Consider the following 23,547-nt stretch of genomic DNA (forward strand, 5'->3'; position numbering starts at 1 on the left):
CGGCCGCCAGGCCCGGTCACCTTTAGCAACGGCCTCAAACGCTTCCACGCCATCGCCGAGGGCTTCGCTCTTGCAAATCCAGACTAAACCACTCGAAGCAAATATGTGCGCACGCTAGCCCCTTGTGGGAGAAGGTGTCGCCGAAGGCGACGGATGAGGGGTGTTCCAGCTAGTCAAAAACCGCACTCCGTCCAGCACCCCTCAACCGTCTTGGCGCTGCGCGCCAATCCAGCTTCTCCCCCAAGGGGAGAAGGAAAGAACCACCCTCAGTTCACGGCGCTGATGTTGCCCAAGCGCAGAAACAGCGTTTCGCCGGAAGAATCATCGACGCCGTCATTGTCGGTGGCGACGAAGATGTCGCCGTTCTTGTCGATGGTGAAACCTTCGACCTTGTCGACGACATAGCCGTTGGTGGCTGATTTCAGGTCGCCGATGATGTCGCGCACCAGCGTCTTTTCGACCAACGGCAGTTCGCCACCAAGCTTGACAGGTTTGAAGGCGTCGAGCGCCACCGAATAGATGCGCTTCACCTTGGCCAGGTCGCCGATCTGGTTGTCACGTTCGAGGATGTAGAGCTTGCCGTCATGCGCGGTGATCTCCGATAGGCCCATCCAGCCAGCTTCGTTCGCTTCGAGCGGGTAACGCACCGCCGACCATTCCTTGGCCTTCGGCTTGTAGGCCAGAAGCTTGACCTGGCCCTTGGGATCGTCGGCCCATTCGCGCTGCACGGCCATCACCAGCGTCAGGTCGTCGCCCTCGCCGACCGCAGTGATGCCTTCGAGACCGAAGCGGGTCTGGTGGGCGAGCAGTTCCATCGGGAAGCCGATTTCCTGCTTGATCTCGCCCTTGTCGTTGACGCGCAGGATAGCGTGCGGGACGAGCTTTGCCGGATCGCCTTCATTGGCCAGCCAGAAGCCGCCTTCACCGTCGGCGACAAGACCTTCGATGTCGAGCTTCTGTGCAGGATGGCCGCCACGCGTGACGATGGTCTTGCCGGTGATCAGCGCCGGCGTCTGCGTGGCATCGATCTCGAAGATCGAGGGCGCGTTGGCGTAGAACGAGTCCGAGGCTGCGACGAGCTTGCCGGCAGTGTCGCCGGCCGCGAGCGCCGAAAGCGCACCCCAGCCGAGCGGCGTGCCGTCTGCCGTGAGCTTTGCCGTGATCATCGGGTAAGTGGCGGGACCCTCGGAGCGCTCGTAGATCATCACGTGCGAGCGGGCGAGCCCATCCTCGACCAGGTCGGCCTCGTTGGCGGTGACCAGGAGATTGCGCGACGGGATCGCGACCAGGCCTTCCGGACCGATGCCGGAGGGCAGGATCTGCACAAACTGAGGCTCCGCACCCGTGTCCTTGTAGACGCCGACAACGGAGCCACGCTCCGAAGCGACGAAAATCAGTCTGTCCTCGCCGAACGTGCCGGTCTCGAGACCTTCCGGCTCGACGCCCTTCTTGTTGCGGTCGTCGGGATAATGGCCGGCATTGGCGACCTGGTACTCAAAGGACGGACCGGATTCGTAGAGAACCTCGCCCTTCTTGCTGAAAATTGTGAAGCCGCGCGAGCCGCCCTTGTAGTCGCCTTCGTTGGCGACGACGAGACGGTCATTGTCGAGCCATTTCACGGCGTCGGGTTCGCGCGCGACGTTTTCCATTTTGCCATCGAAGGACAAGGCGCCGTTCTTCTTGGTGTCGATCTTGTCCAGCGCGACTGAGCCTGCAGTGAAGTGCGTGACGATCGCGCCGGTTTCGGCGTTGACGATGGCGATGTGGTTGTTTTCCTGCAGCGTGACCGCGATCTCGCCGGCCTCGTTGAAAGCGACGAATTCCGGCTCCGGATCTTCCGCCGCGACCTCGGCAATGCCCGCCAGGTTGACGGTCTTCATCGTCGCGCAATCAGGCTGGCCTTCGGCCAGCGTGAAAATCCTAAGGTCGCCCGCCGGCATCTGCGGAATTTCTCCCTCGTTCAGATCCTCGTCGCGCTCGTTCTCGATGGCGATGGCCAGGAACTTGCCGTCCTTGCTGAACGCCAGCGAGTCCGGCTGACCGCCGAGGTCGCAGGTGCTTTCGATTGCCCTTGAGGCGAGGTTAATGACGGTGAGATTGCCCGAAAGCTTGGCTTTGCTCTGAGACGTGTTGACGCCGGCCAGCACCTTGCCGCCGATGACCACAACCGAGGTCGGCTCGCCGTCGATCTTGACGATGCCGCCGGCCTTAGGCGCCTTGGGATCGGCGATGTCGATGAAGCCGACCGCACCGAGCGGGCTATCGGAATAGACCAGCGTCATGCCGTCTTCGGAGGCCGTGACGATCTCGGACGAAGTCGGCGTGGTCTTCTCGACGTCCGCCGGGAGGTTTCCGGCGACTGCGAAGCTCGCGACCCGGTTGAACATCATGTCGGCATGGGCCGGCAGCGAAACGGAGGCAGCAAGCGCTGCCGTCAAGACGAAAAGCGCGGAATGGCGGGGCACGGGTGGCGTCTCCTGTTCGGATGAAAGCCACCTGATTTGCGGGAGCGACATTTCAAAGCGATGACGGATCGATGACACTTCCGCGACAGGCGGTGAGGTCCGTCGATATTCACCTCATGCCGGTCTGCAATGGCGGCTTTTGCGGCCGCGATCAGCACCCCGCAGGGCCAGCAGCAAGAAGTCAGCCCCGGAAGGAAACCCCTACTCCGCCTCGGCCACCATCTGCCGCCCGCCAACCCAGTTCCGCCAGGCTCGCTCGTCGCCGTGGAAGACGTTGAGGTCGATGCGGCCCCTCACCCCGTGCGACAGGCCGGAGCCGGAATACTGCCAGAACACCCATTTGCGGCCGGGATAGACCTTTGACGGGTGCTGTGCCACCGCGCGCAGCCAGAACGGATAGTCCAGAAACGCGCCACGCAGATTGTCGCGGTAGAAATCGGGCGCGGTGTAGATGATGGGCCTCTGGCCGTAGTGGCGCTCGAGCTTGTCCATGAACACCTGCATCTTCTCCAGCACCTTTTGCCGCGACGGCCGCCGCTTGCAGCTGGATTCCCCGTTCCACTCGACATCGATCACCGGCGGCAGCGCGCCCTCGACCCTCGGCACGTTGCGGATGAACCAGTCGGCCTGCTCGCCGGCCGTGCGGCACCAGTAGAAGAAGTGATAGGCGCCGCGCTTGAGGCCGGCGGCGTCGGCATTGCGCCAGTTCTTCTTGAACATCGGGTCGAGATGATCGCCGCCGTCGGTCGCCTTGATGTAGGCAAAGTTCGCGCCCTGGGCGCGCAGCTTGCCCCAGTTCACGTTGCCCTGCCAGCGCGAGACGTCGACGCCGTGAACGGCGAGGTGTCTGGGTGAGGCCTTGCCGAAATTGATCGGCTTGGCATCACGAAAACGATAGCGCTGGACCGGCTCGGCGGGCATCGGTGCTGCCCGTGCCAGCCGCTTCGGCGCCACCAGGGCAAGCTCGGCGGGTGGTTCGATGCTTTCGGCAGGCTCTGGAGTGGCCATCGCCACAGTCTGCTCCGTCGCCTCTTCCTGCGCGAAGTCGGGTGCCGCATCGGCCGCACTGACCGACGCTACCGGCGCGGGCGGCCGCACAACCGAGCTGGTCGTCTCGCTGGACGGCACTTGCAACGCGTCGACGCCGGACGTCGACGTGCAGCCGGCAAGGCAAAGTGACGCGATCGAGAAGATGACGACGCCTGATAACCGCATCTGGACCTGTACGCAGAACACAACAGACCGAGGGCAAGACGACGCCGCCGGACAAACCAGTCCAGATTACTAACGAGAAATTACCAACAAAGTTTGAATCAAATTGTCAGGACGAGAGCTGAGCAAACAGAATACATGGCGCTCGCTTCATCGCCAGAGGCGAGAGCTTGAAAACGCCGTCAGGGCAGAGGGCGCGCGAAGGATCGCCGACCCTGCCCCGCTGCTAGCCGCACAGCCATAGCGTGTGGCAGGCCTTCGCTACCACGTGAGCGGGCGGCACAAAGCGATCCTCGACGGGTCGATCGTCGACGGGGCGATTGGCGACCGGAGCATCGTCCTCCGCCCGGCGAACCTTTTCTTCAAGCAGCGTGCGAAGCTCGGCCGGCTGCACGCGGTCACGCTCCATCACGAGCCTGACCATCGGATCGCTCAAAAGTTCATCCAGGGTGTTGATTCTGTCGTTCATCCGTCGCCTCCTCGACTGCCGACCCGCACGTAATAGATAGGCGGCAATGATGGCTCGCCAATGACGCTTTGCCGGCTATCTCGTGTCCCGGATGAAAAAAATTGGGCACGCTCTTGCCTTCTCCCCTTGTGGGAGAAGGTGGCCTCGCGAAGCGAGGTCGGATGAGGGTGTTCCAGCTTGGCACTGACGGCATTCCGTCGAGCACCCCTCAACCGTCTTGGCGCTGCGCGCCAATCCACCTTCTCCCACAAGGGGGAGAAGGTTAAGCGGGCGGTGGCGCGCCTTCATATTGCGGCAGCCCGTCGTCGAGTTGCACCCAGGGCTGCTTCGAGGCGGTCCACATATGCATCTGCGGCTTGAATATCGAAGGGTCGTCGAGCGAGCCTGAGGTGACGCCGATGATGCCGGCGGAGTCACGCCGGGAAAACATCGTCGTGCCGCAGCCCGGGCAAAAGCCGCGCTTGAGATCGGGCGAGGAATTCACCGTCGCCACCGGCCCGTCGATGGTCACATCGTCGATGCGGAACAGCACGCGGGCGTTGAAGGCCGCGCCCAGCGCCTTCTGGCAAAGCCGGCAATGGCAGACGCGCTCGTTGATCGGCGCGGCCTCGGTGCGATAGCGCACCGCCCCGCACAGGCACCCGCCCTGATATTTCGCCATTGCTGAGCCCCTCTTTCTGAAGATTGGCAGCAAGGTAGCTGCCGGCATAGGAGCGTCAATTGAAAAGCTTTGATGGCGCCATCTGTCGGCGTGATGCGGCAGCCGAACGTGCGATCAGGCGCGATGCGCAACGAGCGTCGCCGGCCATCTCGCGGGAGGACGGCCGGCAGGCAGTTGTCAGGCGGTCAGTTCTTTTCGCTGACGATCTCGTCCCAGGTCTTGACCTTGGTCTCGCCATTGAGGAAGGGCAGCGCGGCGGCCACCAGTTCCGGCGCGAAGAACACGTCGTAATGGGTGCGGTTCGGCAGGATGGCCAAGCGGTTCTGCGACAGGTTCTCGCGCATCCAGCCGGCGTCCTTCAGCCCGCCGCCGAGCATCTGATAGAACTTGATCTCATGCTCGGGCCGGTACATGTCGCTGTCGCCAAAAACCAGCATGACCGGCATCTTCAGCTTCGCCACGTCGGCGGAGTAGTCGTAGTCCTTGCGCATATGGGCGCCCAGTTGATCGAGCAGCTTCGGAAAGTCCTGCGGATGCGGCGCGACCGCCACGTAGGATTTGTACATCGGCGTGTCCTTCATCATGTCGGCCATCGCCGCGCCGACCTGCGCCTGCTGGGTGCGCATGTCGGCATAGAAGCCGTCCGAGGCATAGCCCGCCGACACCAGGACCAGCCGGCGCACGGCCTCGGGATGCTGGACGGCCATGCGGAAGGCAACGCCGCCGCCCAGCGAGTAACCCATGACATCGACCTGTTCGTAGCCGAGCGCCTTGACGATCGCCGCCATGTCGTCCCCCATCGCCTCCAGGCTGAGCGGCCGGTCGCCGAGCGCGGTGCGGCCGTGACCATGCAGGTCGACGCCGATGACGGTGCGGTTTTCGGCAAGCTTCGGCAGAATCGGCGCGAACATGTCGGTCGTGCCGAGCCCACCATGTAGCAGAAGCAGCGGCTCGCCCTGGCCATAGACGGCGTAATAGTAATTCAGGCCGTTGATCGGCAGCAGGCCGGATTTCACCGGCTTCGGCATTGCTTTCATTTCGGAGGTCATGGCGGGGTTTGCCTCCTCGGCTTTGGTGGCGCCCGGCGCAGTGAAGAGCGCCGCAGCCGCGGCGAAAATGGCGAAAAACATCGATCTGGACATGTCGGTCTCCTTGCGTCCCGCCGATATCAAAGTCGCTTGGCGACTTCTTCGAGCTGATCGGCGCACTGGCCCCAGCCCTCGTGAAAGCCCATCTTCTCGTGCTCTTCGCGGTCAGTGACGGACCAATGCGCAACCCGGGCGATGTAGCGGGTCTTGCCCTCGCCCTCATCCTCGAAAGTCAGCACGACCGTCATGAACGGCTTTTCGGACGGCTCCCAGGCCTTTGTATAGGCGTCGGTGAGAACGATCTTCCTGCCCGGCACGACTTCGAGGAAGATGCCGGGGTTCGGGAATTCGTTGCCGTCGGGTCCCGCCATGACGACCAGGCTGGAGCCGCCGGCGCGCACGTCCATTTCGGCGCGCGGCGTCGTCCACGGCTTTGGCGCGAACCATTGCGTTACGAGTTTCGGCTCGGTCCAGCAGCGATAGACGTTCTCGCGCGGCGCATCGATGATGCGGGCAAGAACCAGTTCACGGTCAGAGTTGGGGGCTATGTCGAGCTTGGTGGTCATGATGGTCTCCTCACTGTTGATTGGCTTCGTGCCAAGGACGAGCCACGAAAGCGCCAGCCGACACCGCCAACGAAAAAATGTCGACAACATCCGTACTTTACGTCGATCTGCTAGTAGCGCTCAGGGATCTGAGGGGTCGGAAGTAGTCCTTCGTTCACTTCGGTGGGCCGTCATAAACATTCTGGATTGGCCGAAGCCTCCAACTTCGTCATCCCTGGGCGAAGCAGGAGCGAAGCTCCGTCGCGGAGACCCTGGGATCCATTCCGTGACCACGGCCGAAGAATGCAGCGGTGCACAATTCTGCACCGTAGCAGCGCTCCGAAGTCGCGGCATGGATCTGGGGTCTTGCGCTGCGTCGCTTCGCTCCTTGCTCCGCCCCAGGATGACGAAAATGACGAACGCTTCCGCTAATCTCCGAGGCACGCGTCACGTCAGCACGCGACCCAAGCCTTCCGCGCCGAGGACCAGATGGCCCCCGGGGCGTCAGTGGCGCTTGGCTTGCACTAGATAGGCGTCGATCTCGGTCTCGCCGAGCCACTTCGCCGCTTCCAGCCTGTGCAGGCCTTCGACCAGGATATGGCGCTTGCCGTCGTGGCGCACCTGGATCGGCGTCTTCATGCCGTTTTCCAGAATGTCCTCGGCCAGATGCCGGACGGTCTCGGGATGCAGCGTCTTCCTGCGCGCGGTCGGCACGTAGATGTCGTCCACCTTGACCTTTTGCACTCTCAGCATGTCGGCTCCCGTGGCGGAAAAAGGCCGCCCTTTGTGAGATAATCTGTTTGGCAGGCAAGGCCAAGGCCGGCTGTCAGCTATCGCTGGCCCGATCGTTTCCAATTGACGCTTGGCCGGCAGATGGTCGAAATGACGCGTTCGACCCTCCACAGGCGTTCATGACACAGCTTCCTACCGAATTCCCCGATTTCGGACTGACGCCCCACCAGCGCCGGCAAGCCGTGCGCGGCCACTACTGGGAGTGGCCGGGCATGGATGGCGAACGCGGCGAGATCTGGTGCTACAGCGACCGTTTTTCATACCGCCGGGGCGAGACAGTGGTGCTGCATGTCTGCTCGACAGCCTCCAGCTTCAGCGTGGCGATCGTCCGCGACGGCGGGACCGAAACGAAAATGTTCGAGACGGCCGGGATCGCGGCGCGCTGGCAGGATACGCCCGATCAATGTTCGGTCTTGGGCTGCGGCTGGGACGCGTCTTTTGAATTCCGTGTCGGCGACGAATGGCCGTCCGGAGCCTACCGCGTCACGCTGACGGCGGAGGGCCGCGACGGCCAGCCGATCCGCTGCCAGCATCTTTTCATCGTTAGCCCGCAGCCCGGCAAGAAACGCGGTCGTGTGCTGCAGGTTGCAGCCACCGGCACTTGGCTTGCCTACAACACCTGGGGCGGCTCCAATCATTACGAAGGCATCACCGGCCCGAACCGCGACCAGTATGCCCCAATCGTGTCGACGCAGCGGCCATGGTGCCGCGGCTTTGTTGTTCTGCCGAAGGAGGCGCCGCGCGTGCCGCTCGAGGTCGCCGTGCCGCCGAGGACCGCGCCGCGCTATCCGCATATGGAATGGGCCTTCGCCACCGGCCATTCGAAGAAATACGCCTCGTCCGGCTGGGCAAGCTATGACAGCCACTTTTTTCGTTTTGCCGAACGCGCCGGCTATGCTGTCGACCTTGCCAGCCAGCACGAATTGCATTTCTCGCCCGAAATCCTCGACGGCTATGACTGCGTCGTCTTCGTCGGCCATGACGAATATTGGACCTTGGAAATGCGCGACGCTGTCGATGCCTATGTCGAACGCGGCGGCAATGCGGCGCGCTTCGCCGGCAATTTCATGTGGCAGACCAGGCTGGAGGACGAGGGCCGCCGGCAGGTCTGCTACAAATACCGTGCCCGCGCCGAGGATCCGGCCTATCGGGGCGGCGACGTGACCCGCGCCACGAATTCCTGGGAAGCGCCGGAAATCGGCCGGCCGGGTGCCATGACCTTCGGGCTTAATGCGACCAGGGGCCTCTACGCCGGCTGGGGCGGTTGCGCGCCGCGCGGCGTGCGCGGCTTTCCGGTCTACCGGCCGGAGCATTGGGCGTTTGCCGGCACGGGCATTTATTACGGCGACCTGCTCGGCGCCGACAGCCATGTCTATGGCTATGAGGTCGACGGTCTCGACTTTGAGATCCGCGGCGGCCTGCCCTACCCCACGCCCGACAGCGGCGCGCCGGATGGGCTGCAAATCCTTGCGGTCGGCATGGCTGCCCAAGTCGAGGAGAGCGCCGATATTGCGTTCGAGGACCGGTTTCTCGGCGATGCGGATGGCCGCTTTTCCGCCGAGACGCTGTTCGGCGAGGCGAGCGACGCCAATCTCGACAAGGTCAAGCGCGCCAACGGCATGATCGTCAATTTCCCGCGCGGCAAGGGCGAGGTATTCCACGCCGGAAGCTGCGAATGGGTCGCCGGCCTGCTAAGGCAGGACGCGATGGTCGAGCACGTCACCAAAAATGTTCTCGACCGCTATCTTGGAAAGACCTGACATGCTCAAATCCCAGACCCCTGCCCCGGACACCGAGACGCGCCCGCCATCGCATCTGTTCTATCTGTCCAGCTTGCGCCGGCCGCTGGTCGATCGCGCCGAAGGCATCTACATCTGGACGCAGGACGGCCGTCGCTTCATCGACGGATCGAGTGGACCGATGGTCGCCAATATCGGTCATTCCAACCGCAACGTGCTCGATGCGATGAAGCGGCAGATGGACCGCGCCACCTTCGCCTACCGGCTGCATTTCGAGAACGAGCCGGCCGAGGAGTTCGCGCGGGAGCTGGCCGGAAAGCTGCCCGAAGGCATGGACCGCATCTTTTTCGTCTCGGGCGGCTCGGAAGCGACGGAATCCTGCATCAAGCTTGCCCGGCAGTGGGCAGTGGCGACAGGCCAGCCCAGGCGCTGGAAGGTGATCACGCGCTTTCCCTCCTATCATGGCGGCACGCTTGGTTCGCTGTCCGTCACCGGCGACGACGCCCTGGCCGAAACTTTTGCGCCGATGATGCAGGTCATGCCGACCGTGCCGGCGCCGGCCGCCTGGCGCGACCGCGACAATCTCTCGATGGAACAGCGCGGCATTCGCTACGCCGACATGCTGGAGGAGAAAATCCTCGCCGAGGGACCGGAAAGCGTCCTCGCCTTCATCATGGAGCCGGTCGGCGGCGCTGCCACAGCGGCGCTGGTGGCGCCGGACAGCTACTATCCGCGCATCCGCGAAATCTGCGATCGCTACGGCATCCTGCTCATCCATGACGAAGTGATGAGCGGTGCGGGCCGCACCGGAAAATTCCTCGGTGGCGACCATTGGAGCTGCAAGCCCGACATCGTCGCGCTGTCGAAGGGGCTGGGCTCGGGCTATGCGCCGCTCGGCGCGCTGGCCGCACCGATGCGGCTGGTGCAGCCGCTGCTCGCATCCGGCGGCTTCCAGCACGGCCACACCTATGCCGGCAATCCGCTCGCCTGCGCCGCCGGGCTCGCCGTGCTCGGCGAGATGGACCGCCTCGACCTGATCGCCAATGCGGCTGACATGGGCGATATTTTGATGGATGAGTTGAAAGGATTGGCCAAGCGGTTTCCGTTTATTGCCGACGTACGTGGCAAGGGGCTTCTCACTGGCGCCGAGATGGTCGCCGACCCTGATACGTTGAGGCCGATCGCACCGGCGAAGAGGGCCACCCAGCGCCTGCTCGACCTCGCCTATGAGCGCGGCCTGATCATCTATGGCCGAAAGGTCAAGGGCGGCGTCGACGGCGACAATTTCATGGTGGCGCCGCCGATGATCGTCACCAAGGAACAGGTCGGCGAGATCGTCGCCATCATCGGCGACTCGCTGCAGGTGCTGGCCGGCGAGCTCGACCTGCCGGTCGAAGGCTGAAAATGGCGCCGCGAAAAGTCATCATCACCTGCGCCGTCACCGGGTCGGTGCACACGCCGTCGATGTCGCCGCATCTGCCGGCGACGCCGGACCAGATCGCCGCAGACGCGATCGCGGCCGCCGAAGCCGGCGCCTCGATCCTGCATCTTCATGCCCGCGATCCCAGTGACGGGCGGCCGACCGCCGATCCCGATGTATTCATGCAGTTCCTGCCACGCATCAAGCAGGCGACCGATGCGGTGATCAACATCACCACCGGCGGCTCCTCGCTGATGACGCTCGACCAGCGTCTGGCCGCACCGCTCAGGGCCGAGCCCGAAATGTGCTCGCTCAACATGGGCTCGATGAATTTCGCACTGTTCCCAATGCTCGACCGGCCAAGGCAATGGCAGCACGAGTGGGAGCCGAAGCTGCTGGAAGCGACACGCGACACGATCTTCAAAAACACCTTTGCCGATATGGAGACCGTGCTCGACAGACTTGGAAAGGGCTGCGGCACACGCTTCGAATTCGAATGCTACGATGTCGGCCACCTCTATTCGCTGGCGCATTTTCGCGACCGGGGGCTTGTGTCGGGCCCGATGTTCATCCAGTTCGTGTTCGGCATACTGGGCGGCATCGGCGCCGATCCCGACAATCTGGTCCATATGAAGCGCATCGCCGACAAACTGTTCGGCGACAGCTACCAGTTTTCGGTTCTGGCCGCCGGGCGCCACCAGATGCCGATGATCTCGATTGCGGCGGCGATGGGCGGCAATGTTCGTGTTGGGCTGGAGGACAGCCTCTATGACGGCCGCCAGCTGGCAAAATCCAATGCCGATCAGGTGCGCCGTATCCGCAGCGTGCTCGACGGGCTGTCGCTGGACGTCGCCACGCCCACTGAGGCGCGCGAGATGCTGGCGCTCAAGGGTGGCGATAGGGTAGCGTTCTGAGATGGTTGCTTCCCGTCCCACCCCCCTCTGGGCACCCTGCCTGTCGTGAGTACGCCATCAACAAACGTCCTTATCCGCCCCGGCCGGGTGGAAGACGTCGAAACCATCCATGCCGCGATCCTGCGGCTTGGCGCCCATATCGGCGCGACGGAGGAAATCACTTCTACGGCCGACGACCTCCGCACCTACGGCTTTGGCGAAAAACCTGCCTTCTCTACGCTGATCGCCGAAGTCGGTGGCGAGTTTGCCGGCCTCTGCCTGTACTTCTCGATCTTCTCGACCTGGATGGGGAGGCCCGGCGTCTATGTGCAGGACCTCTATGTCGAGGACCGGTTTCGCGGTCGCAGGATCGGCGAACGCCTGCTGCGGCGTGTCGCGCGGGAATGCCGGAGACAAGGCGGCGTCTACCTCAGACTGTCCGTCGATACCGACAATGAAACCGCCAAGGCCTTCTACGAAAGGCTGGGCATTGCCTGGTCGAGCTACGAGCAGGTGCAGAAGATCGTCGGCGACGCGTTCTTTGCCTTCGCCGATGCGCCCGATGATGAGGAGCCAAGATGAAAGCCTTTTATGCCGAAGAGCAGAAGCGCCATGATCCCAAGGCGTTCCTCTCCAGCGGCGCCCAGAAACCCAATCCGGAAAAGCCGGAGCGCGTCGAACGGCTGCTCGCCGGCGCCAAGGCTGCCGGCTGCACGATCGAACGGCCGAGAGATCACGGGCTTGGTCCGGTTGCCGCGGTGCATACGCCCGAATATCTCGATTTTCTCGAGCACATCTTTGCGCGCTGGCAGCGCATCGAGGGCGCATCGGCCGAAGTGATCCCCAACATCCATCCGATCGCGCGGGACGGCTCCTATCCGGCCTCGGCGGTCGGCCAGGCCGGCTACCACATGGCCGACACCGCTTGCCCGATCTCAAGCGAGACCTGGCAGAGCGCACTGTGGAGCGCCTGGAGCGCGGTCGAGGCTGCTGGGGCCGTGATGTCAGGCGCACCGGCCGCCTATGCGCTCTGCCGTCCGCCCGGCCACCACGCCTTTGCCGATGTCGCCGGCGGCTTCTGTTTCATCAACAATTCAGCGGTCGCGGCACAGGTACTCCGCAAGAACGCGGCGCGGGTGGCGATCCTCGACGTCGATCTGCATCACGGCAACGGCACGCAAGGCATTTTCTATGCGCGGCCGGACGTGCTCACTGTCTCGCTGCATGCCGATCCCGTGCGCTTCTATCCGTTCTTTTGGGGTCATGCCGACGAGCGCGGCGAAGGGCCTGGTCTCGGCTACAATCTCAACCTGCCGCTGGCGCGCAAATCCGGCGATGCCCCGTTCCTAGAAGCACTCGACGTGGCGTTCCAGCGCATCCGCGCCTTTGCGCCAGAAGTACTTGTCGTGGCGCTCGGCCTCGACGCCTTCGAGGGCGATCCGTTCGGCGGACTGTCGGTGACGACACCAGGCTTCTCGCGCATCGGCGAGGCTATCGCCGGCCTCGGCCTGCCGACGGTGATCGTGCAGGAAGGCGGCTATCTCTGCGACGAACTCGGCGACAATCTCACCGCTTTCCTCACCGGCTTCGGCGGCGGCAGGAGGCGGTGATACCAGCCGGATGACGCATCAGCATCGCTCCTGTCGCAGCATGGCGATGACACGGTGCACGCTCTCCAGCGTCTCTTCGATCTCGGCCGCCGTATTGTAGTGGGCGATGCCGATACGCACGACACCCTGGTCGGCCGGAATGCCGAGCTGGTGGACGACCTCCCAGGCATAGTTGTGGCCGGACCACAGGAAGATGTTGTCCGCATTCATCTGCCGCACGATCGTCTCCGGCACGATGCCGTTGACCGTGAAAGAAACCGTCGGCACGCGCTCCCCGACACGCGCCGGATCGGTGATGCCGTGGATGGTCAGGCCTGAAATATCTGACAGCCCGTCGATCAATCTTTGCGTCAACGGGTTTTCGTAAGCTGTTGATGTTTCGAACGCCTTGACGATCCTGGCGCGGCGCGAACTGCCATCGCCTGCCGCAAATCCCAGTTCTACAAAGTAATCGACCGCGGCCGTCAGTCCGGCCATCAGCTCGATCTGCGGCGTGCCGAGTTCGAACCGCTCCGGCAGAGCATTGGACGAACAGCGGCATTTGTACGGTTTAAGCGCGTCGATGACATCCAGCCTGCCCCGCAATATGCCCATATGCGGCCCGAAGAATTTATAGGCCGAGCAGATCAGGAAATCGCAGCCAAGGTCCTGCACGTCGATCAGGCCATGCGGTGCGAACTGCACAGCGTCGACATAGACCAGCGCGCCGGCCTGCTTGACGATGCGGCTCAGCGCCTTCACCCGGTTGATCGAGCCGGTCAGATTGCTGGCGTAGTTCAGGGCGACGAGCCGGGTCCTGTCGGTGAGCAGCGTAGCAAGCGCCGCCTCCTCGATCTGCCAGCTCTGCTCGTCGAAAGCCAGCCAGCGCACGACAAGGCCAAGGTCTTCGGCCAGCTGCAGCCACGGCGATACGTTGCCCTCGTGGTCCATACGGGTGAGGATGATCTCGTCGCCGGGTTTCATTGTGCGGCCGAGCGTGCGCGACATGTGGTAGGTCAGCGTCGTCATGTTGGTGCCGATGATGATTTCCTGCGGGCTCGCAGCACCCAGGAAATCGGCCATCGCCGCATGGGCGTCGTCGACGATTTGTTGCGCCGCGATCGTGGTTTCGAAGAAGCCGCCGAGATTGGCATTGGTGGTCAGCAGGCAGCGCGACACCGCGTCGGCGACCGCTAGCGGCACCTGCGTCCCGGCCGGGTTGTCGAGATAGATGCGACGGCGGCCCTTGTCGGTCAGCGAAAGGGCCGGAAATTTCTCACGCACGGCATCAATCGGAAAATTCACTTTTTCTTCTTCCCTATTGTAATTATTAGATAATCACTCTTTACAGAGCCGGAAAGCAGCTCACGGACACGGGTTGCCGACACGCTGGTGGATTGCATCGACCGCCCTCTGCATGTCCTCGGTCCAGACGACATCGGCGGAAGACAGCGCCATTTCGAGTTGCGAAAGGGTCGTCGCGCCGATGATGCTCGAGGTGACGAAGGGCCGGCTCGTGACATAGGCGTTGGCAAACAATGCCGGCTCCATGCCGAAAGAGCGAGCCAGCTCGTTGTACTCAAGCTGCGCTTCCGCGGCGTTGGGCGTCTCATAGCGCTGGCCGCGTTGGAAGAGTTGCGAGCGCGAACCCAGCGGCCGCGCGCCATGGTCGTACTTTCCGGTCAGGTAGCCTTGTCCCAGCGGCGAATAGGCGAGCATGGAAATCTGTTCGCGCTCGCAGACCTCGGCGAGATTTACCTCGAAGCTGCGGTTGACGAAATTATAGGCGTTCTGCAGCGACACCAGGCGCGGACCTAGGCCCTTGTCGGCTTCGGCGATGAACCGCATGACACCCCAGGAACTCTCGTTCGACAGGCCGAAATGTCGGATTTTTCCAGCTTTCACCAGTTCGTCGAAGACGGCGAGCGTCTCGGTGATCGGCGTCTCGCCGGCCGGTGCGCCGACGGAATCGGCCCGCAGCGGCACGGCACCGACGCGGTTCGGGTTGGCGCCCCACGGCACGGCGCGCTCTGGCCAATGGATTTGATAGAGATCGAGATGATCGGTGTTTAGCCTGGTAAGCGATTTTTCGACGGCATCGAAGATGTCGGCGCGCACCAGCTTCGACGGGCGCCCGCCGCGGAACCACGCATTGGCGGTGCGGCCAACGACTTTCGAGGCGAGGATCACCTGATCGCGGTTGCCCCTTGCTTTGATCCAGCTGCCGATGATCTTCTCGGTCCAGCCTTGCGTCTCCGCCTTGGGCGGGATCGGGTAAAGCTCGGCAGTGTCGATGAAGTTGACGCCGCGCGAAAAGGCCAGATCCATCTGGTCGTGGCCGTCCACTTCGGTGTTCTGCTGGCCCCAGGTCATCGATCCCAAGCAAATCTGGGAAACAAGAAGATCGGTCCGACCGAGGCGGCGTTTGTGCATGGAACTTTCTCCGGCGGGAAATTTTTTGCGCGGCTGCGCGGGGAGGAAGCCGGAGCATACAGGAATGACCGGGCTGTCTCCAAGCCCGCCGCCAATCGCCGGCGACTTTTGCGTGAATCCAGCCAACCGCTACGCGGACAGCCAAACAAAAAGCCGGACTGCATTTTTCATGCAGTCCGGAATTCGCCGGAAATGGCGAGGAAAAACCGGCGCTGTGCCGGCATTCAGCTATACGGTCCGCCGCGCCGGAAGTTTCACCGGTCAAGTCGACTGTAATCAAAAAAACCTGTGCAGCATGGCTGCCATGCAAATGCTGCACTGCACAATTGTCATGATTTGCCTATATTGCGACTCGGGGAGGACCAACCAGGGGCTTGAATCATGGGTTTCCTCACTGAAATGTTCGCCCGTCCGCGTCCGCAGGAACATCTGCGCTATCGCGCGGCTCTGGCGCTGCTTCATTCGATGAGCAATGCCGACCGTGCCGACATCGGCATCAAACCAGCCGATTTTCCGCGCGTCGCTCGCGAAATGTCCTCACGTTAGTCAGTCGTACGGATATCCCGGCTCGACCGGGATATCTCCTCGCCATTCTTCAACGCGATCCCATGAAAATCGCCTTGCTTAGCGGCACGCCATTGTGGCGCAGGATGTCGTAGGCGGTGGTCACGTGGAAATAGAAATTGGGCATGGCGAGATGCAGCAGATACTGCATGCCGGCCATCGAAAACTCGCGCTGGCCAAGCTTCAGCTCGATCATTCTGTCATCGGAGCCGTCCATATCGGCAGCCGAAAATGTCGCCAGATGGTCGACGGTCCTGGCGATGCGCGCCTGGAGATCGGCAAAGCTCGCCTCGTTGTCTTCGTATTTCGGCACCTCGCGGCCGGCAAGCCGCGATGGCGCGCCCTTGGCGTGGTCGGTGGCGATCTGCACCTGCCTGGTCAACGCGTACATGTCCGGCGCCAGCCTCGACGTCAAAAACACCTGCGGATCGATCTTGCGATCGAGCGCATTCTGCTCGGCGATGTTCAGCACGTTGGATAGCGCCTTCAAACTGGCCGAAAACACCGGAACGGACGCTTCGTACATCGATATGGTCACATGAATCTCCTATCCGGCGGGAACGCCGACGGCGGCACCTAGCGCCTCCGCGGGCGATTCTTCAAGCGTCACCACGTCGCCGCAATCGGTATGATAGGATTTCCCATCCGGTGGAGATTCCCGATGAGAAGCGCCCTTGTTGCAGCGACCGCTTTTTTCTCCCTTGCCGTGACAGGCCAGCCAGTGCTTGCCGCCGAAGCGCCTTATGTCGACGACAGGTCGGACGCCGAAGCGGTCATCCGCTCGTTCTACAGCGCCATCAACCGGCAAGAATTCGCGCGCGCCTGGGACTATTTCGGCGACACCAAGCCGGCCAAGGATTTCGGCGCCTTCGTCAAAGGCTATGACGGCACCGACACCGTCGAAGTCAAAACCGGTGGCGTGTCCGAAGACGGTGCGGCCGGCAGCATCTATTACAATGTTCCGGTCGCCATCCGGGCGACAGCCAGGGACGGCAGCGAAAATGTCTTTGCCGGTTGCTATACGTTGCGCCAGGTCAACGCCCAGATCCAGGAACCGCCATTCCGCCCGATCTTCATCGACAAGGGCGCGCTGAAACCGTCCAAGGCCAATTTCGAGGACGCGGTGCCGGCAAGCTGCGGTGACGGACCGCCGCCGCCGAAGAAAGATGCGGCGCTAGAGCAGGCCAAGAAGGCGTTTGCGGCCACCTATGGCGACCAGTGCGACAAGGAAATGCCAGGCGGCGAGCCTCTGGGAGAGCCGGACGCCTACTCGCTCCGCTACAAGAATGCGGGCGCCGAGGCCGATGAGCCCGAACGCGAGACGCGGCTGTTTCGCTTCTTCTGCTCGATGGCTGCCTACAATGAGAGTGCCGTCTACTATGTCTACGACGACATATCAGGCGTCCGGCAACTGCAGTTCGCCTCGCCGGAACTCGATATCCACTACGAGAACAACGATAGCGAAGGCAAGGTCGAGGCGATAAACGTCACCGGCTTCCAGACCGATGACCAGCTGGTCAATTCCGAATATGACGACGCCACCAAGACGATCTCATCGCTCAACAAGTGGCGCGGCGTCGGCGATGCCTCGTCAGTCGGGACTTATCTGTTTCGCAACGGCAATTTCTCGCTGGTGCAGTATGATGTTGACGCCTCCTATGACGGCGAGATCAACCCGCAGACGGTGGTGGACTACAACACCGCGCCTTAAGGGGCCTTCGACAGCATCCAGTTGAGCGTGCCGCGCCAGTCGGTCATGCGGATCGGCGTACCGTGCGTGCCGGTCTCGAAGCGGACAAAGCGGGCCGGATAGGTTTTCGATTTGGCCAGGATCGAACGGAAGAAGACTTCCTGTTTCTCGACTGGAAACACCGGGTCCTTGCTGCCCTGGCCAAAGAAGACCGGAACACGGCGTTTGAATGCCAGGCTGGAGAAAAAACTCTCATCCCACAGCGAACCGAGCAGCAGCAGCCCGTCGATGCGGCCGCCCGTATTCTTGCGGGCGGCAAGCTTCCAGCACAGTGCGCCGCCCATCGAGCCGCAGGCAATGAAGATCTTCGCGCCCGGCGACCGTTCGGCATAGTGGCCGATCAGCGCGGCGATCTGGGCCGCGCCGGTGTCGCCGAAATCGGAAAAGTCCGGTGACAGATAGAGGCCGCCATTGCCGGCCATCAGGTTCTTGATGCGGTTGAAATTGCCACCGAAGGTGAAATCGTCGACGCCCTGCTTACGGCTGCCACCCCGCCCGTGCAAATAGAGCACTATGATGGCAGCACCTTGCGTGCGACCGACGGCGATGTGGCGGATATTGCCGGCGTCGGTCTTCAGCAGCAGATCCTGCTGCACCTTGCGCACACCGGTGTCGACATACTGCGCCTGCGCGCGGCGCTCCGGCACCTTGTCGCGAGCGTTGATATCGCGCAGCTCGCGATAGTCGACGACAGTATAGGCGCCCTCGGAAGAGAGGATGGCCGGATAGGCGAACAGATCGTCCTTGAAGGGCTTTAGCGACAGCGTTTGACCGTACGCCAAACCCGAAAACAAAAGAAAAATCAAGGTCAGAAGCGGTAAACGGAGAGCCATCCCTCAGGGATGCGTTTTTCGGCCTCGGTTTGTCAATCCTGCAGCACGCCGCCGGCGCCTTCCAGCGCCTCGCGTGTGTCGACATCGATCGACGCACCCTTGCCGATCTCGACATCGACGACATCGAGCCCTTCGGCCTCGACCAGATGGCGCGCGCCGGTATCGCCTTCGAGATGAGCGATCGCCGCAAACAGTGAGCGCGGCAACAGCACCGGGTTGCCTCGCTTTCCCTCATGCGAGGCGCGCACGATCGATCGGCCCTCGGATTTGCGGAATGCATCGATCAGCCTGTCGAGATCGGCTGACGCGACGCCAGGCATGTCGCCAAGCACGATCATGGCACCGGCAGCGTCGCCGGCAACTTTCGCGATACCGGCCTTCAGCGACGAAGACAGGCCGTCAGCGAAATCCGGATTGTCGGCAAAAGTGATGTCCAGGCCCGACAGCGCTGTCCGCACGCGCTCGCGCTGATGGCCGGTAACGACGATTGTGCCAGCGGCTTTCGAGCCGAGCGCGCGCTCGACGGTGCGGCGGACCAGCGGCTTGCCGTCGAACAGCGCCAGCAGCTTGTTGGGGCCGCCCATGCGGCTGGAGCGGCCGGCGGCCAGCAGCACGACATCGACCTTCAACTCGGCTCTGGCCGGCAGCGGCTCGCGCGGCTGTGGCCGCGTCGGGATTTCCATCAACAGACCGCCGACACCCATGCCGGCGATATCCTTGGCCGTCACGTCGAGGCCGGCGATCAACCGGTCAAGAACCCAGTCGAAGCCGTTCTCCTTGGGGCTGCGGGCGCAGCCCGGTGCGCCGATGACGCGCTTGCCGCCAAGCGTGCCGAGCACCAACAGATTGCCGGGATCGACAGGCATGCCAGCGCGTATGACGATGCCGCCGGCCTTCTCGATCGCCGCCGGGACGACGTCGCCAAAATCGCTCATCGCCGAGGCGCCGAAGATCACCACCATGTCGTTATCGCGCGCCAGCGAGGCCGCAGCCTCCGCAACGGTGCCAACTTCGTGCGGCGTGCGGCGCTCCGCCGTCAGCCGGCCGCCCGAGCGCGCCAAGCGGGCTTCGGTGACACGCAACGTCTTGTCGAGCACGCTCTGCTTGATGCCGGGCAGAACCGTCTGGATGACGCCGACACGCACCGGCTGATAGACATTGACGGCAAAAATCTCGCCGCCGGCGCAGATCCTCGCCACCGAATCGACCAGCATGGAGCTGACCGCGAAGGGAATGATCTTCACCGTTGCAACCATCTGGCCCTTTTCAACCGGCGCGTGCTGCGCCAAGGTGGCGATGGTGATCGTCGGATCAACGGCGTTGATGGCGTCGATCATCGCCGCATCGACGGTGAAGATGCCGGCCGCCTGAGCGTGGAGATTAACCCGGCCGGTCGCAGCGGACTTGGCCTCGATGTTGCGATGAATCATGCTCTCCGCGATCTTTTCGGCGGCAGCGTCCTCGCTGAGATCATCCGAAGCCAAGACCGCCGCGACGACCTCCGAAATCCCCGCCGCCTTGAGCAAAGACACATCGTCGGCGCTCAGCTTGTGTGCCTTGCGAAAGCGCCGTTCTCCGGCGGCGGTGGCGTGCGCCAGCACCGCGCCTTCGGCAGCGTCGATCGGGATCGAGCCGAACTTCACGCCGCGGCGTCCGTAGAGCGCCGCGCGTCCTTTTGGACGCGCAAAGGACGCTCTACTACTTTGAATCTAAGCATCGTGCTTCTCCAAAATCGATTCCGATTTTCGGGCCGATGCGGTAGCTTCCAACCCACGCGAACGAAAGGCCTGGATCGCCTGCGCCAGCACTGCGACGGCGATCTCGGCCGGGCTCGCGGCGCCAATGTCGAGGCCGATCGGCGCGTGGATGCGGGCGATCTGGTCGGCGGTCGCGCCCAATGCCAGCAGGCGCTCGACGCGCTTAGCATGGGTCTTGCGGCTGCCAAGCGCCCCGACATAGAAGCAGTTGGCGTCGAGCGCCGCCTTCAGCGCGAAGTCATCGATCTTCGGATCATGGGTGACGGCTGCCAACGCCGTATAGCTGTCGAGCGGCTGGCGCTTCAGGACATCCTCTGGCCATTCGGCATGCAGTGCGATATCGGGAAAGCGGTCTGATGTGGCGAAGGCCGTGCGCGGATCGACGATCTCGACGGGATAGCCGGCGATCTTGGCCATCGGCGCCAGTGCCTGGCTGATATGGACGGCGCCGATCACCATCAGGCGCGGCTGCGGCAGGTGGGCGTTGAGAAAGAAGGTTCGCCCTTCCGCCTCGACCGACCCGGAATTGCCTGACTGAAACGCCTTGGCGATCGCAGCGCCCAATTCGCCGGCGACCTGATCGCCCTCGCGCACGATGCGGTCGCGGCCGTCGCCGAGATCGGTGACCAGGATCGCCGCGCGGCGGGCGCGGCGTTCGACGTTCAGCGTTTTCAGCGCATATGGATCCATCAAAAGATCTCTTGTTTGAGCATGATCTTGTCCGAAAACCGGTTCCCACTTTTCGCTGACGCGGACCTTTGGTTCGGGATCATGCTTCTAACCCAACCGCTCGACATAGACTTTGATGCGGCCGCCGCAGGACAGGCCGACCTGCCATGCGGTTTCATCGGCAACGCCGAATTCCAGCATCTTTGCCTTGCCGCTGTCGATGACATCGATCGCCTCGGTGACCACCGCGCCTTCGACGCAGCCGCCAGAGACGGAGCCGTGGAAATTGCCTTCCGCGTCGATGACAAGATGGCTGCCGACCGGGCGCGGCGCCGAGCCCCAGGTCTCGACCACGGTGGCAATGGCGACATCCTTACCGTCTTTCATCCAGCCTTCGGCGATGATCAGCGGATCGCGCGCCTCATCGAGATAAATGCTGTTTTCCATCACCGTTTCTCCCGGAGAAAACATATGGCTATGCGGCGCTTCTCGCGCCACCCTCAATCCATCTGCGTGGGTCGACGGAGCGCGCCGAATTCTTGTCCAGCGACGCGCACAGATCGGCGAGCGCGTCGAGATTGTGCACCGAGCGGAATTCGTCAACATGCGGCAGCATCGCCTTGACGCCGCGGGCGCGAGCCTCGAAGCCGTCGAAGCGAAGCAGCGGGTTCAGCCAGATCAGCCTCCGGCTGGATTTGTGCAGGCGCTCCATTTCCTCCGACAGGCCGGCAACGTCGTCACGCTCCAGCCCGTCGGTGATCAGGAGAACGACCGCGCCCTGCCCCAGCACACGCCGCGACCACAACCGGTTGAATTCGGCCAGCGTATCGCCGATGCGGGTGCCGCCCGACCAGTCCATCACCGCCGCCGAACAATCGGCGAGTGCCGCATCAGGATCGCGATGGCGCATCTGCCGCGTCAGATTTGTCAGCCTGGTGCCGAAGACGAAGGCGTGCACGCGCCGGCGCTTTTCCGTCAGCGCATGCAGGAAATGCAGGAAAATGCGCGTGTACTGGCTCATCGAACCGGAAATATCGGCAAGCACGACCAGCGGCGGGTGAACCTCGCGCGGCGACCGGAATTTCGGCAGGATCAGTTCGCCGCCTGTCCGCGCGGCCGAACGCATCATGGCGCGCGGATCGATACGTCGGCCATGCGCGTTGGATTTGAAACGCCGTGTCCTGACCATGTCGAAGGGCAGCCGCAACTCGGCGATCGCCTTCTTGGCGTCATTCATCTCGGCGGCGTTCATCTGGGCGAAATCCTTGCCCCTCAGCACCTCGTTCCCGGAAAACGTGAAGCGAGCGTCGACCTCGATCTCGGGGATTTCCTGCACCGGCTGGTTCTTCTGGTGGCCCTCGAACATTGCCTGGCTGACGCGGTTTTCCGCAGCCCGCGGCTTTTGCTTCTCACGACTGTTCGGCGCAACTGGCGAAAACATCGCCAGCATCTTTTCGATCAGCTCGTGCGATTTCCAGAACAGCCGGAAAGTCTCGTCGAAGGTAGGGTGATCTTCGTGCCGCGACACCAGTACGGCGTGCAGCGTCCAGTAGAAATCGTCGCGAGAGCCGATACCGGCGGCCAGCACCGCCTCGATCGCATCCTTTACCGAGGCCGGGCCGACCCGCATGCCGGCCTTGCGTAGGGTGCGGGCGAAATAGACGATGTTGTCGGCGATCCGCCCGTCCGGCGTGGCCTCTTTCGGTTCGGGACGCGGCGTTGCCATCGCCTACTCCGCCGCCGAAAGCTCGGCCTTCACCTCGTTGAGGATGCGCCGGCCTTCGCCCTGTTCTATACGGGCAATGTCGTCCTGGTATTTCAACAGCACGCCGATCGTGTCGGAAACGGTTTCCGGATCGAGCGCCACCTTGTCGAGTTCGGTCAGCGCGCCGGCCCAGTCGATGGTCTCGGCAACCCCCGGCACCTTGAACAGCTCGATCTGGCGCAACTTCTGGATGAACGAAACTACCTCTGCCGACAGCCGGCTGTTGGCCTGCGGTACTTTTCTGCGCACGATCTCCAGCTCGCGCTTGGCATTGGGATAGTCGACCCAGTGATAGAGGCAGCGGCGCTTCAGCGCGTCATGGATCTCGCGTGTACGGTTGGTGGTGATGATGACGATCGGCGGTTCCTGCGCCTTGATCGTGCCGAGTTCGGGCACCGTCACCTGAAAGTCGGACAAGATTTCGAGCAGGAATGCCTCGAAGGCCTCGTCGGTGCGGTCGAGCTCGTCGATCAGGAAGACCGGAGCGGCGCCCGCCTTGCCGGTCAGTGCGTCGAGCACCGGGCGGCGGATCAGGTATTTTTCGGAAAAGACGTTGCGCTCCATGTCGGAGCGGTCGACCTTGCCGGCCGCCTCTTCCATGCGGATCTCGATCATCTGCGCGGCGTAGTTCCACTCGTAGACGGCGGACGAGACGTCGAGGCCTTCATAGCATTGCAGGCGGATCAGCCGGCGGCCGAGCGCTTGCGCCAGCACCTTGGCGATCTCGGTCTTGCCGACGCCGGCCTCGCCCTCAAGGAACAGCGGCCGCTTCATGCGCAGCGATAGAAACAGCACGGTCGCCAGCGACCGATCCGCCATATAGTCCGCACCGGTCAGCAGATCGAGCGTCTCGTCGATCGTCCGCGGCGCCGGGCGTGGTTTCAACTCGGTCATTCTTTCTCC

Annotated in this window: 23 protein-coding genes; 7 read left to right on the forward strand and 16 right to left on the reverse strand. The window is 63.0% G+C overall.

The window, feature by feature from the left end; genetic code table 11:
- Positions 1-266 precede the first annotated feature (266 nt).
- The 7 genes from CIT26_RS00530 to CIT26_RS00560 all read right to left on the reverse strand — a co-directional run bounded on the left by CIT26_RS00530 (position 267) and on the right by CIT26_RS00560 (position 7,193).
- On the reverse strand, positions 267-2,465 hold the full coding sequence (locus tag CIT26_RS00530) for an esterase-like activity of phytase family protein (protein WP_095490833.1): 2,199 nt from the start codon (positions 2,463-2,465) through the stop codon (positions 267-269).
- Between the two features lie 201 nt (positions 2,466-2,666).
- Positions 2,667-3,680 (reverse strand): glycoside hydrolase family 25 protein, encoded by a 1,014-nt coding sequence (locus tag CIT26_RS00535; protein WP_095490754.1) that lies wholly within the window; start codon positions 3,678-3,680, stop codon positions 2,667-2,669.
- A 223-nt stretch (positions 3,681-3,903) separates the two neighbouring features.
- Positions 3,904-4,146 (reverse strand): hypothetical protein, encoded by a 243-nt coding sequence (locus CIT26_RS00540; RefSeq protein ID WP_095490755.1) that lies wholly within the window; start codon positions 4,144-4,146, stop codon positions 3,904-3,906.
- A gap of 262 nt (positions 4,147-4,408) precedes the next feature.
- Positions 4,409-4,807 (reverse strand): GFA family protein, encoded by a 399-nt coding sequence (locus CIT26_RS00545; protein WP_095490756.1) that lies wholly within the window; start codon positions 4,805-4,807, stop codon positions 4,409-4,411.
- A 185-nt stretch (positions 4,808-4,992) separates the two neighbouring features.
- Entirely contained in the window at positions 4,993-5,949 is a 957-nt protein-coding gene (locus CIT26_RS00550; protein ID WP_095490757.1) for an alpha/beta fold hydrolase, read from the reverse strand.
- 26 nt (positions 5,950-5,975) lie between these two features.
- Positions 5,976-6,461: an SRPBCC family protein gene (locus tag CIT26_RS00555; RefSeq protein WP_095490834.1), complete on the reverse strand. Its 486-nt coding sequence runs from the start codon at positions 6,459-6,461 to the stop codon at positions 5,976-5,978.
- Between the two features lie 483 nt (positions 6,462-6,944).
- On the reverse strand, positions 6,945-7,193 hold the full coding sequence (locus tag CIT26_RS00560; protein ID WP_095490758.1) for a ParB N-terminal domain-containing protein: 249 nt from the start codon (positions 7,191-7,193) through the stop codon (positions 6,945-6,947).
- 158 nt (positions 7,194-7,351) lie between these two features.
- Between CIT26_RS00560 and CIT26_RS00565 the strand changes: the two genes are divergently transcribed.
- The 5 genes from CIT26_RS00565 to CIT26_RS00585 are packed head-to-tail and all read left to right on the forward strand — an operon-like array spanning position 7,352 to position 12,894.
- Entirely contained in the window at positions 7,352-8,992 is a 1,641-nt protein-coding gene (locus tag CIT26_RS00565; RefSeq protein WP_095490835.1) for a N,N-dimethylformamidase beta subunit family domain-containing protein, read from the forward strand.
- A gap of 1 nt (position 8,993) precedes the next feature.
- Complete coding sequence (locus tag CIT26_RS00570) at positions 8,994-10,373, forward strand: aminotransferase family protein (protein ID WP_095490759.1); 1,380 nt, start codon at positions 8,994-8,996, stop codon at positions 10,371-10,373.
- Positions 10,374-10,375: 2 nt separating this feature from the next.
- Positions 10,376-11,305 carry a 3,5-dioxohexanoate:acetyl-CoA acetone transferase gene (kce, locus tag CIT26_RS00575; RefSeq protein ID WP_095490760.1) on the forward strand — a complete coding sequence of 310 codons (930 nt, stop codon included), beginning with the start codon at positions 10,376-10,378 and terminating at the stop codon, positions 11,303-11,305.
- A 45-nt stretch (positions 11,306-11,350) separates the two neighbouring features.
- A complete protein-coding gene (locus tag CIT26_RS00580) occupies positions 11,351-11,866 on the forward strand; it encodes a GNAT family N-acetyltransferase (protein WP_167391222.1) in 516 nt (171 codons plus the stop codon).
- The gene (locus CIT26_RS00585) at positions 11,863-12,894 is read left to right on the forward strand and encodes a histone deacetylase family protein (RefSeq protein ID WP_095490762.1); all 1,032 of its coding nucleotides are present in this window, start codon (positions 11,863-11,865) and stop codon (positions 12,892-12,894) included. The genes CIT26_RS00580 and CIT26_RS00585 overlap by 4 nt, the downstream gene beginning before the upstream one ends.
- Positions 12,895-12,912: 18 nt before the next feature.
- On the opposite strand, the gene CIT26_RS00590 is transcribed toward CIT26_RS00585, so the two are convergent.
- Both CIT26_RS00590 and CIT26_RS00595 read right to left on the reverse strand, forming a co-directional pair.
- Positions 12,913-14,178, reverse strand: a complete 1,266-nt coding sequence (locus CIT26_RS00590) for a cysteine desulfurase-like protein (protein ID WP_095490763.1) — start codon at positions 14,176-14,178, stop codon at positions 12,913-12,915.
- 60 nt (positions 14,179-14,238) lie between these two features.
- The gene (locus CIT26_RS00595; protein ID WP_095490764.1) at positions 14,239-15,306 is read right to left on the reverse strand and encodes an aldo/keto reductase; all 1,068 of its coding nucleotides are present in this window, start codon (positions 15,304-15,306) and stop codon (positions 14,239-14,241) included.
- A 381-nt stretch (positions 15,307-15,687) separates the two neighbouring features.
- Between CIT26_RS00595 and CIT26_RS00600 the strand changes: the two genes are divergently transcribed.
- Positions 15,688-15,852 (forward strand): hypothetical protein, encoded by a 165-nt coding sequence (locus CIT26_RS00600; protein WP_023798224.1) that lies wholly within the window; start codon positions 15,688-15,690, stop codon positions 15,850-15,852.
- Between the two features lie 49 nt (positions 15,853-15,901).
- On the opposite strand, the gene CIT26_RS00605 is transcribed toward CIT26_RS00600, so the two are convergent.
- Complete coding sequence (locus tag CIT26_RS00605; RefSeq protein WP_095490765.1) at positions 15,902-16,408, reverse strand: DUF1993 domain-containing protein; 507 nt, start codon at positions 16,406-16,408, stop codon at positions 15,902-15,904.
- A 123-nt stretch (positions 16,409-16,531) separates the two neighbouring features.
- On the opposite strand from CIT26_RS00605, the gene CIT26_RS00610 reads away from it, so the two are divergent.
- Positions 16,532-17,581, forward strand: coding sequence for a DUF1176 domain-containing protein (locus tag CIT26_RS00610; protein WP_095490766.1), 1,050 nt, complete (start codon positions 16,532-16,534; stop codon positions 17,579-17,581).
- On the opposite strand, the gene CIT26_RS00615 is transcribed toward CIT26_RS00610, so the two are convergent.
- The 6 genes from CIT26_RS00615 to CIT26_RS00640 form a co-directional block, all read right to left on the reverse strand.
- On the reverse strand, positions 17,578-18,453 hold the full coding sequence (locus CIT26_RS00615) for an alpha/beta hydrolase (protein ID WP_206072699.1): 876 nt from the start codon (positions 18,451-18,453) through the stop codon (positions 17,578-17,580). The genes CIT26_RS00610 and CIT26_RS00615 overlap by 4 nt on opposite strands.
- Positions 18,454-18,485: 32 nt before the next feature.
- Positions 18,486-20,096 carry an NTP transferase domain-containing protein gene (locus CIT26_RS00620; protein WP_095490767.1) on the reverse strand — a complete coding sequence of 537 codons (1,611 nt, stop codon included), beginning with the start codon at positions 20,094-20,096 and terminating at the stop codon, positions 18,486-18,488.
- A gap of 66 nt (positions 20,097-20,162) precedes the next feature.
- Positions 20,163-20,900 (reverse strand): XdhC family protein, encoded by a 738-nt coding sequence (locus CIT26_RS00625; RefSeq protein WP_095490768.1) that lies wholly within the window; start codon positions 20,898-20,900, stop codon positions 20,163-20,165.
- An 87-nt stretch (positions 20,901-20,987) separates the two neighbouring features.
- Entirely contained in the window at positions 20,988-21,326 is a 339-nt protein-coding gene (locus tag CIT26_RS00630) for an XdhC family protein (protein ID WP_065008152.1), read from the reverse strand.
- A 28-nt stretch (positions 21,327-21,354) separates the two neighbouring features.
- Entirely contained in the window at positions 21,355-22,605 is a 1,251-nt protein-coding gene (locus CIT26_RS00635) for a vWA domain-containing protein (protein ID WP_095490769.1), read from the reverse strand.
- Between the two features lie 3 nt (positions 22,606-22,608).
- Positions 22,609-23,538, reverse strand: coding sequence for an AAA family ATPase (locus tag CIT26_RS00640; RefSeq protein ID WP_095490770.1), 930 nt, complete (start codon positions 23,536-23,538; stop codon positions 22,609-22,611).
- Between the last annotated feature and the right edge of the window lie 9 nt (positions 23,539-23,547).

This window comes from Mesorhizobium temperatum (assembly GCF_002284575.1).
Classification (GTDB): domain Bacteria; phylum Pseudomonadota; class Alphaproteobacteria; order Rhizobiales; family Rhizobiaceae; genus Mesorhizobium; species Mesorhizobium temperatum.

What these genes read in the sequence shown, in the direction of transcription:
- CIT26_RS00535 (WP_095490754.1), bottom strand. Translation starts at nt 3,680, where the DNA reads ATGCGGTTATCAGGCGTCGTCATCTTCTCGATCGCGTCACTTTGCCTT.
- CIT26_RS00540 (WP_095490755.1), bottom strand. Translation starts at nt 4,146, where the DNA reads ATGAACGACAGAATCAACACCCTGGATGAACTTTTGAGCGATCCGATG.
- CIT26_RS00545 (WP_095490756.1), bottom strand. Translation starts at nt 4,807, where the DNA reads ATGGCGAAATATCAGGGCGGGTGCCTGTGCGGGGCGGTGCGCTATCGC.
- CIT26_RS00550 (WP_095490757.1), bottom strand. Translation starts at nt 5,949, where the DNA reads ATGTCCAGATCGATGTTTTTCGCCATTTTCGCCGCGGCTGCGGCGCTC.
- CIT26_RS00555 (WP_095490834.1), bottom strand. Translation starts at nt 6,461, where the DNA reads ATGACCACCAAGCTCGACATAGCCCCCAACTCTGACCGTGAACTGGTT.
- CIT26_RS00560 (WP_095490758.1), bottom strand. Translation starts at nt 7,193, where the DNA reads ATGCTGAGAGTGCAAAAGGTCAAGGTGGACGACATCTACGTGCCGACC.
- CIT26_RS00565 (WP_095490835.1), top strand. Translation starts at nt 7,352, where the DNA reads ATGACACAGCTTCCTACCGAATTCCCCGATTTCGGACTGACGCCCCAC.
- CIT26_RS00570 (WP_095490759.1), top strand. Translation starts at nt 8,994, where the DNA reads ATGCTCAAATCCCAGACCCCTGCCCCGGACACCGAGACGCGCCCGCCA.
- kce (WP_095490760.1), top strand. Translation starts at nt 10,376, where the DNA reads ATGGCGCCGCGAAAAGTCATCATCACCTGCGCCGTCACCGGGTCGGTG.
- CIT26_RS00585 (WP_095490762.1), top strand. Translation starts at nt 11,863, where the DNA reads ATGAAAGCCTTTTATGCCGAAGAGCAGAAGCGCCATGATCCCAAGGCG.
- CIT26_RS00595 (WP_095490764.1), bottom strand. Translation starts at nt 15,306, where the DNA reads ATGCACAAACGCCGCCTCGGTCGGACCGATCTTCTTGTTTCCCAGATT.
- CIT26_RS00600 (WP_023798224.1), top strand. Translation starts at nt 15,688, where the DNA reads ATGGGTTTCCTCACTGAAATGTTCGCCCGTCCGCGTCCGCAGGAACAT.
- CIT26_RS00610 (WP_095490766.1), top strand. Translation starts at nt 16,532, where the DNA reads ATGAGAAGCGCCCTTGTTGCAGCGACCGCTTTTTTCTCCCTTGCCGTG.
- CIT26_RS00615 (WP_206072699.1), bottom strand. Translation starts at nt 18,453, where the DNA reads ATGGCTCTCCGTTTACCGCTTCTGACCTTGATTTTTCTTTTGTTTTCG.
- CIT26_RS00625 (WP_095490768.1), bottom strand. Translation starts at nt 20,900, where the DNA reads ATGGATCCATATGCGCTGAAAACGCTGAACGTCGAACGCCGCGCCCGC.
- CIT26_RS00630 (WP_065008152.1), bottom strand. Translation starts at nt 21,326, where the DNA reads ATGGAAAACAGCATTTATCTCGATGAGGCGCGCGATCCGCTGATCATC.
- CIT26_RS00635 (WP_095490769.1), bottom strand. Translation starts at nt 22,605, where the DNA reads ATGGCAACGCCGCGTCCCGAACCGAAAGAGGCCACGCCGGACGGGCGG.
- CIT26_RS00640 (WP_095490770.1), bottom strand. Translation starts at nt 23,538, where the DNA reads ATGACCGAGTTGAAACCACGCCCGGCGCCGCGGACGATCGACGAGACG.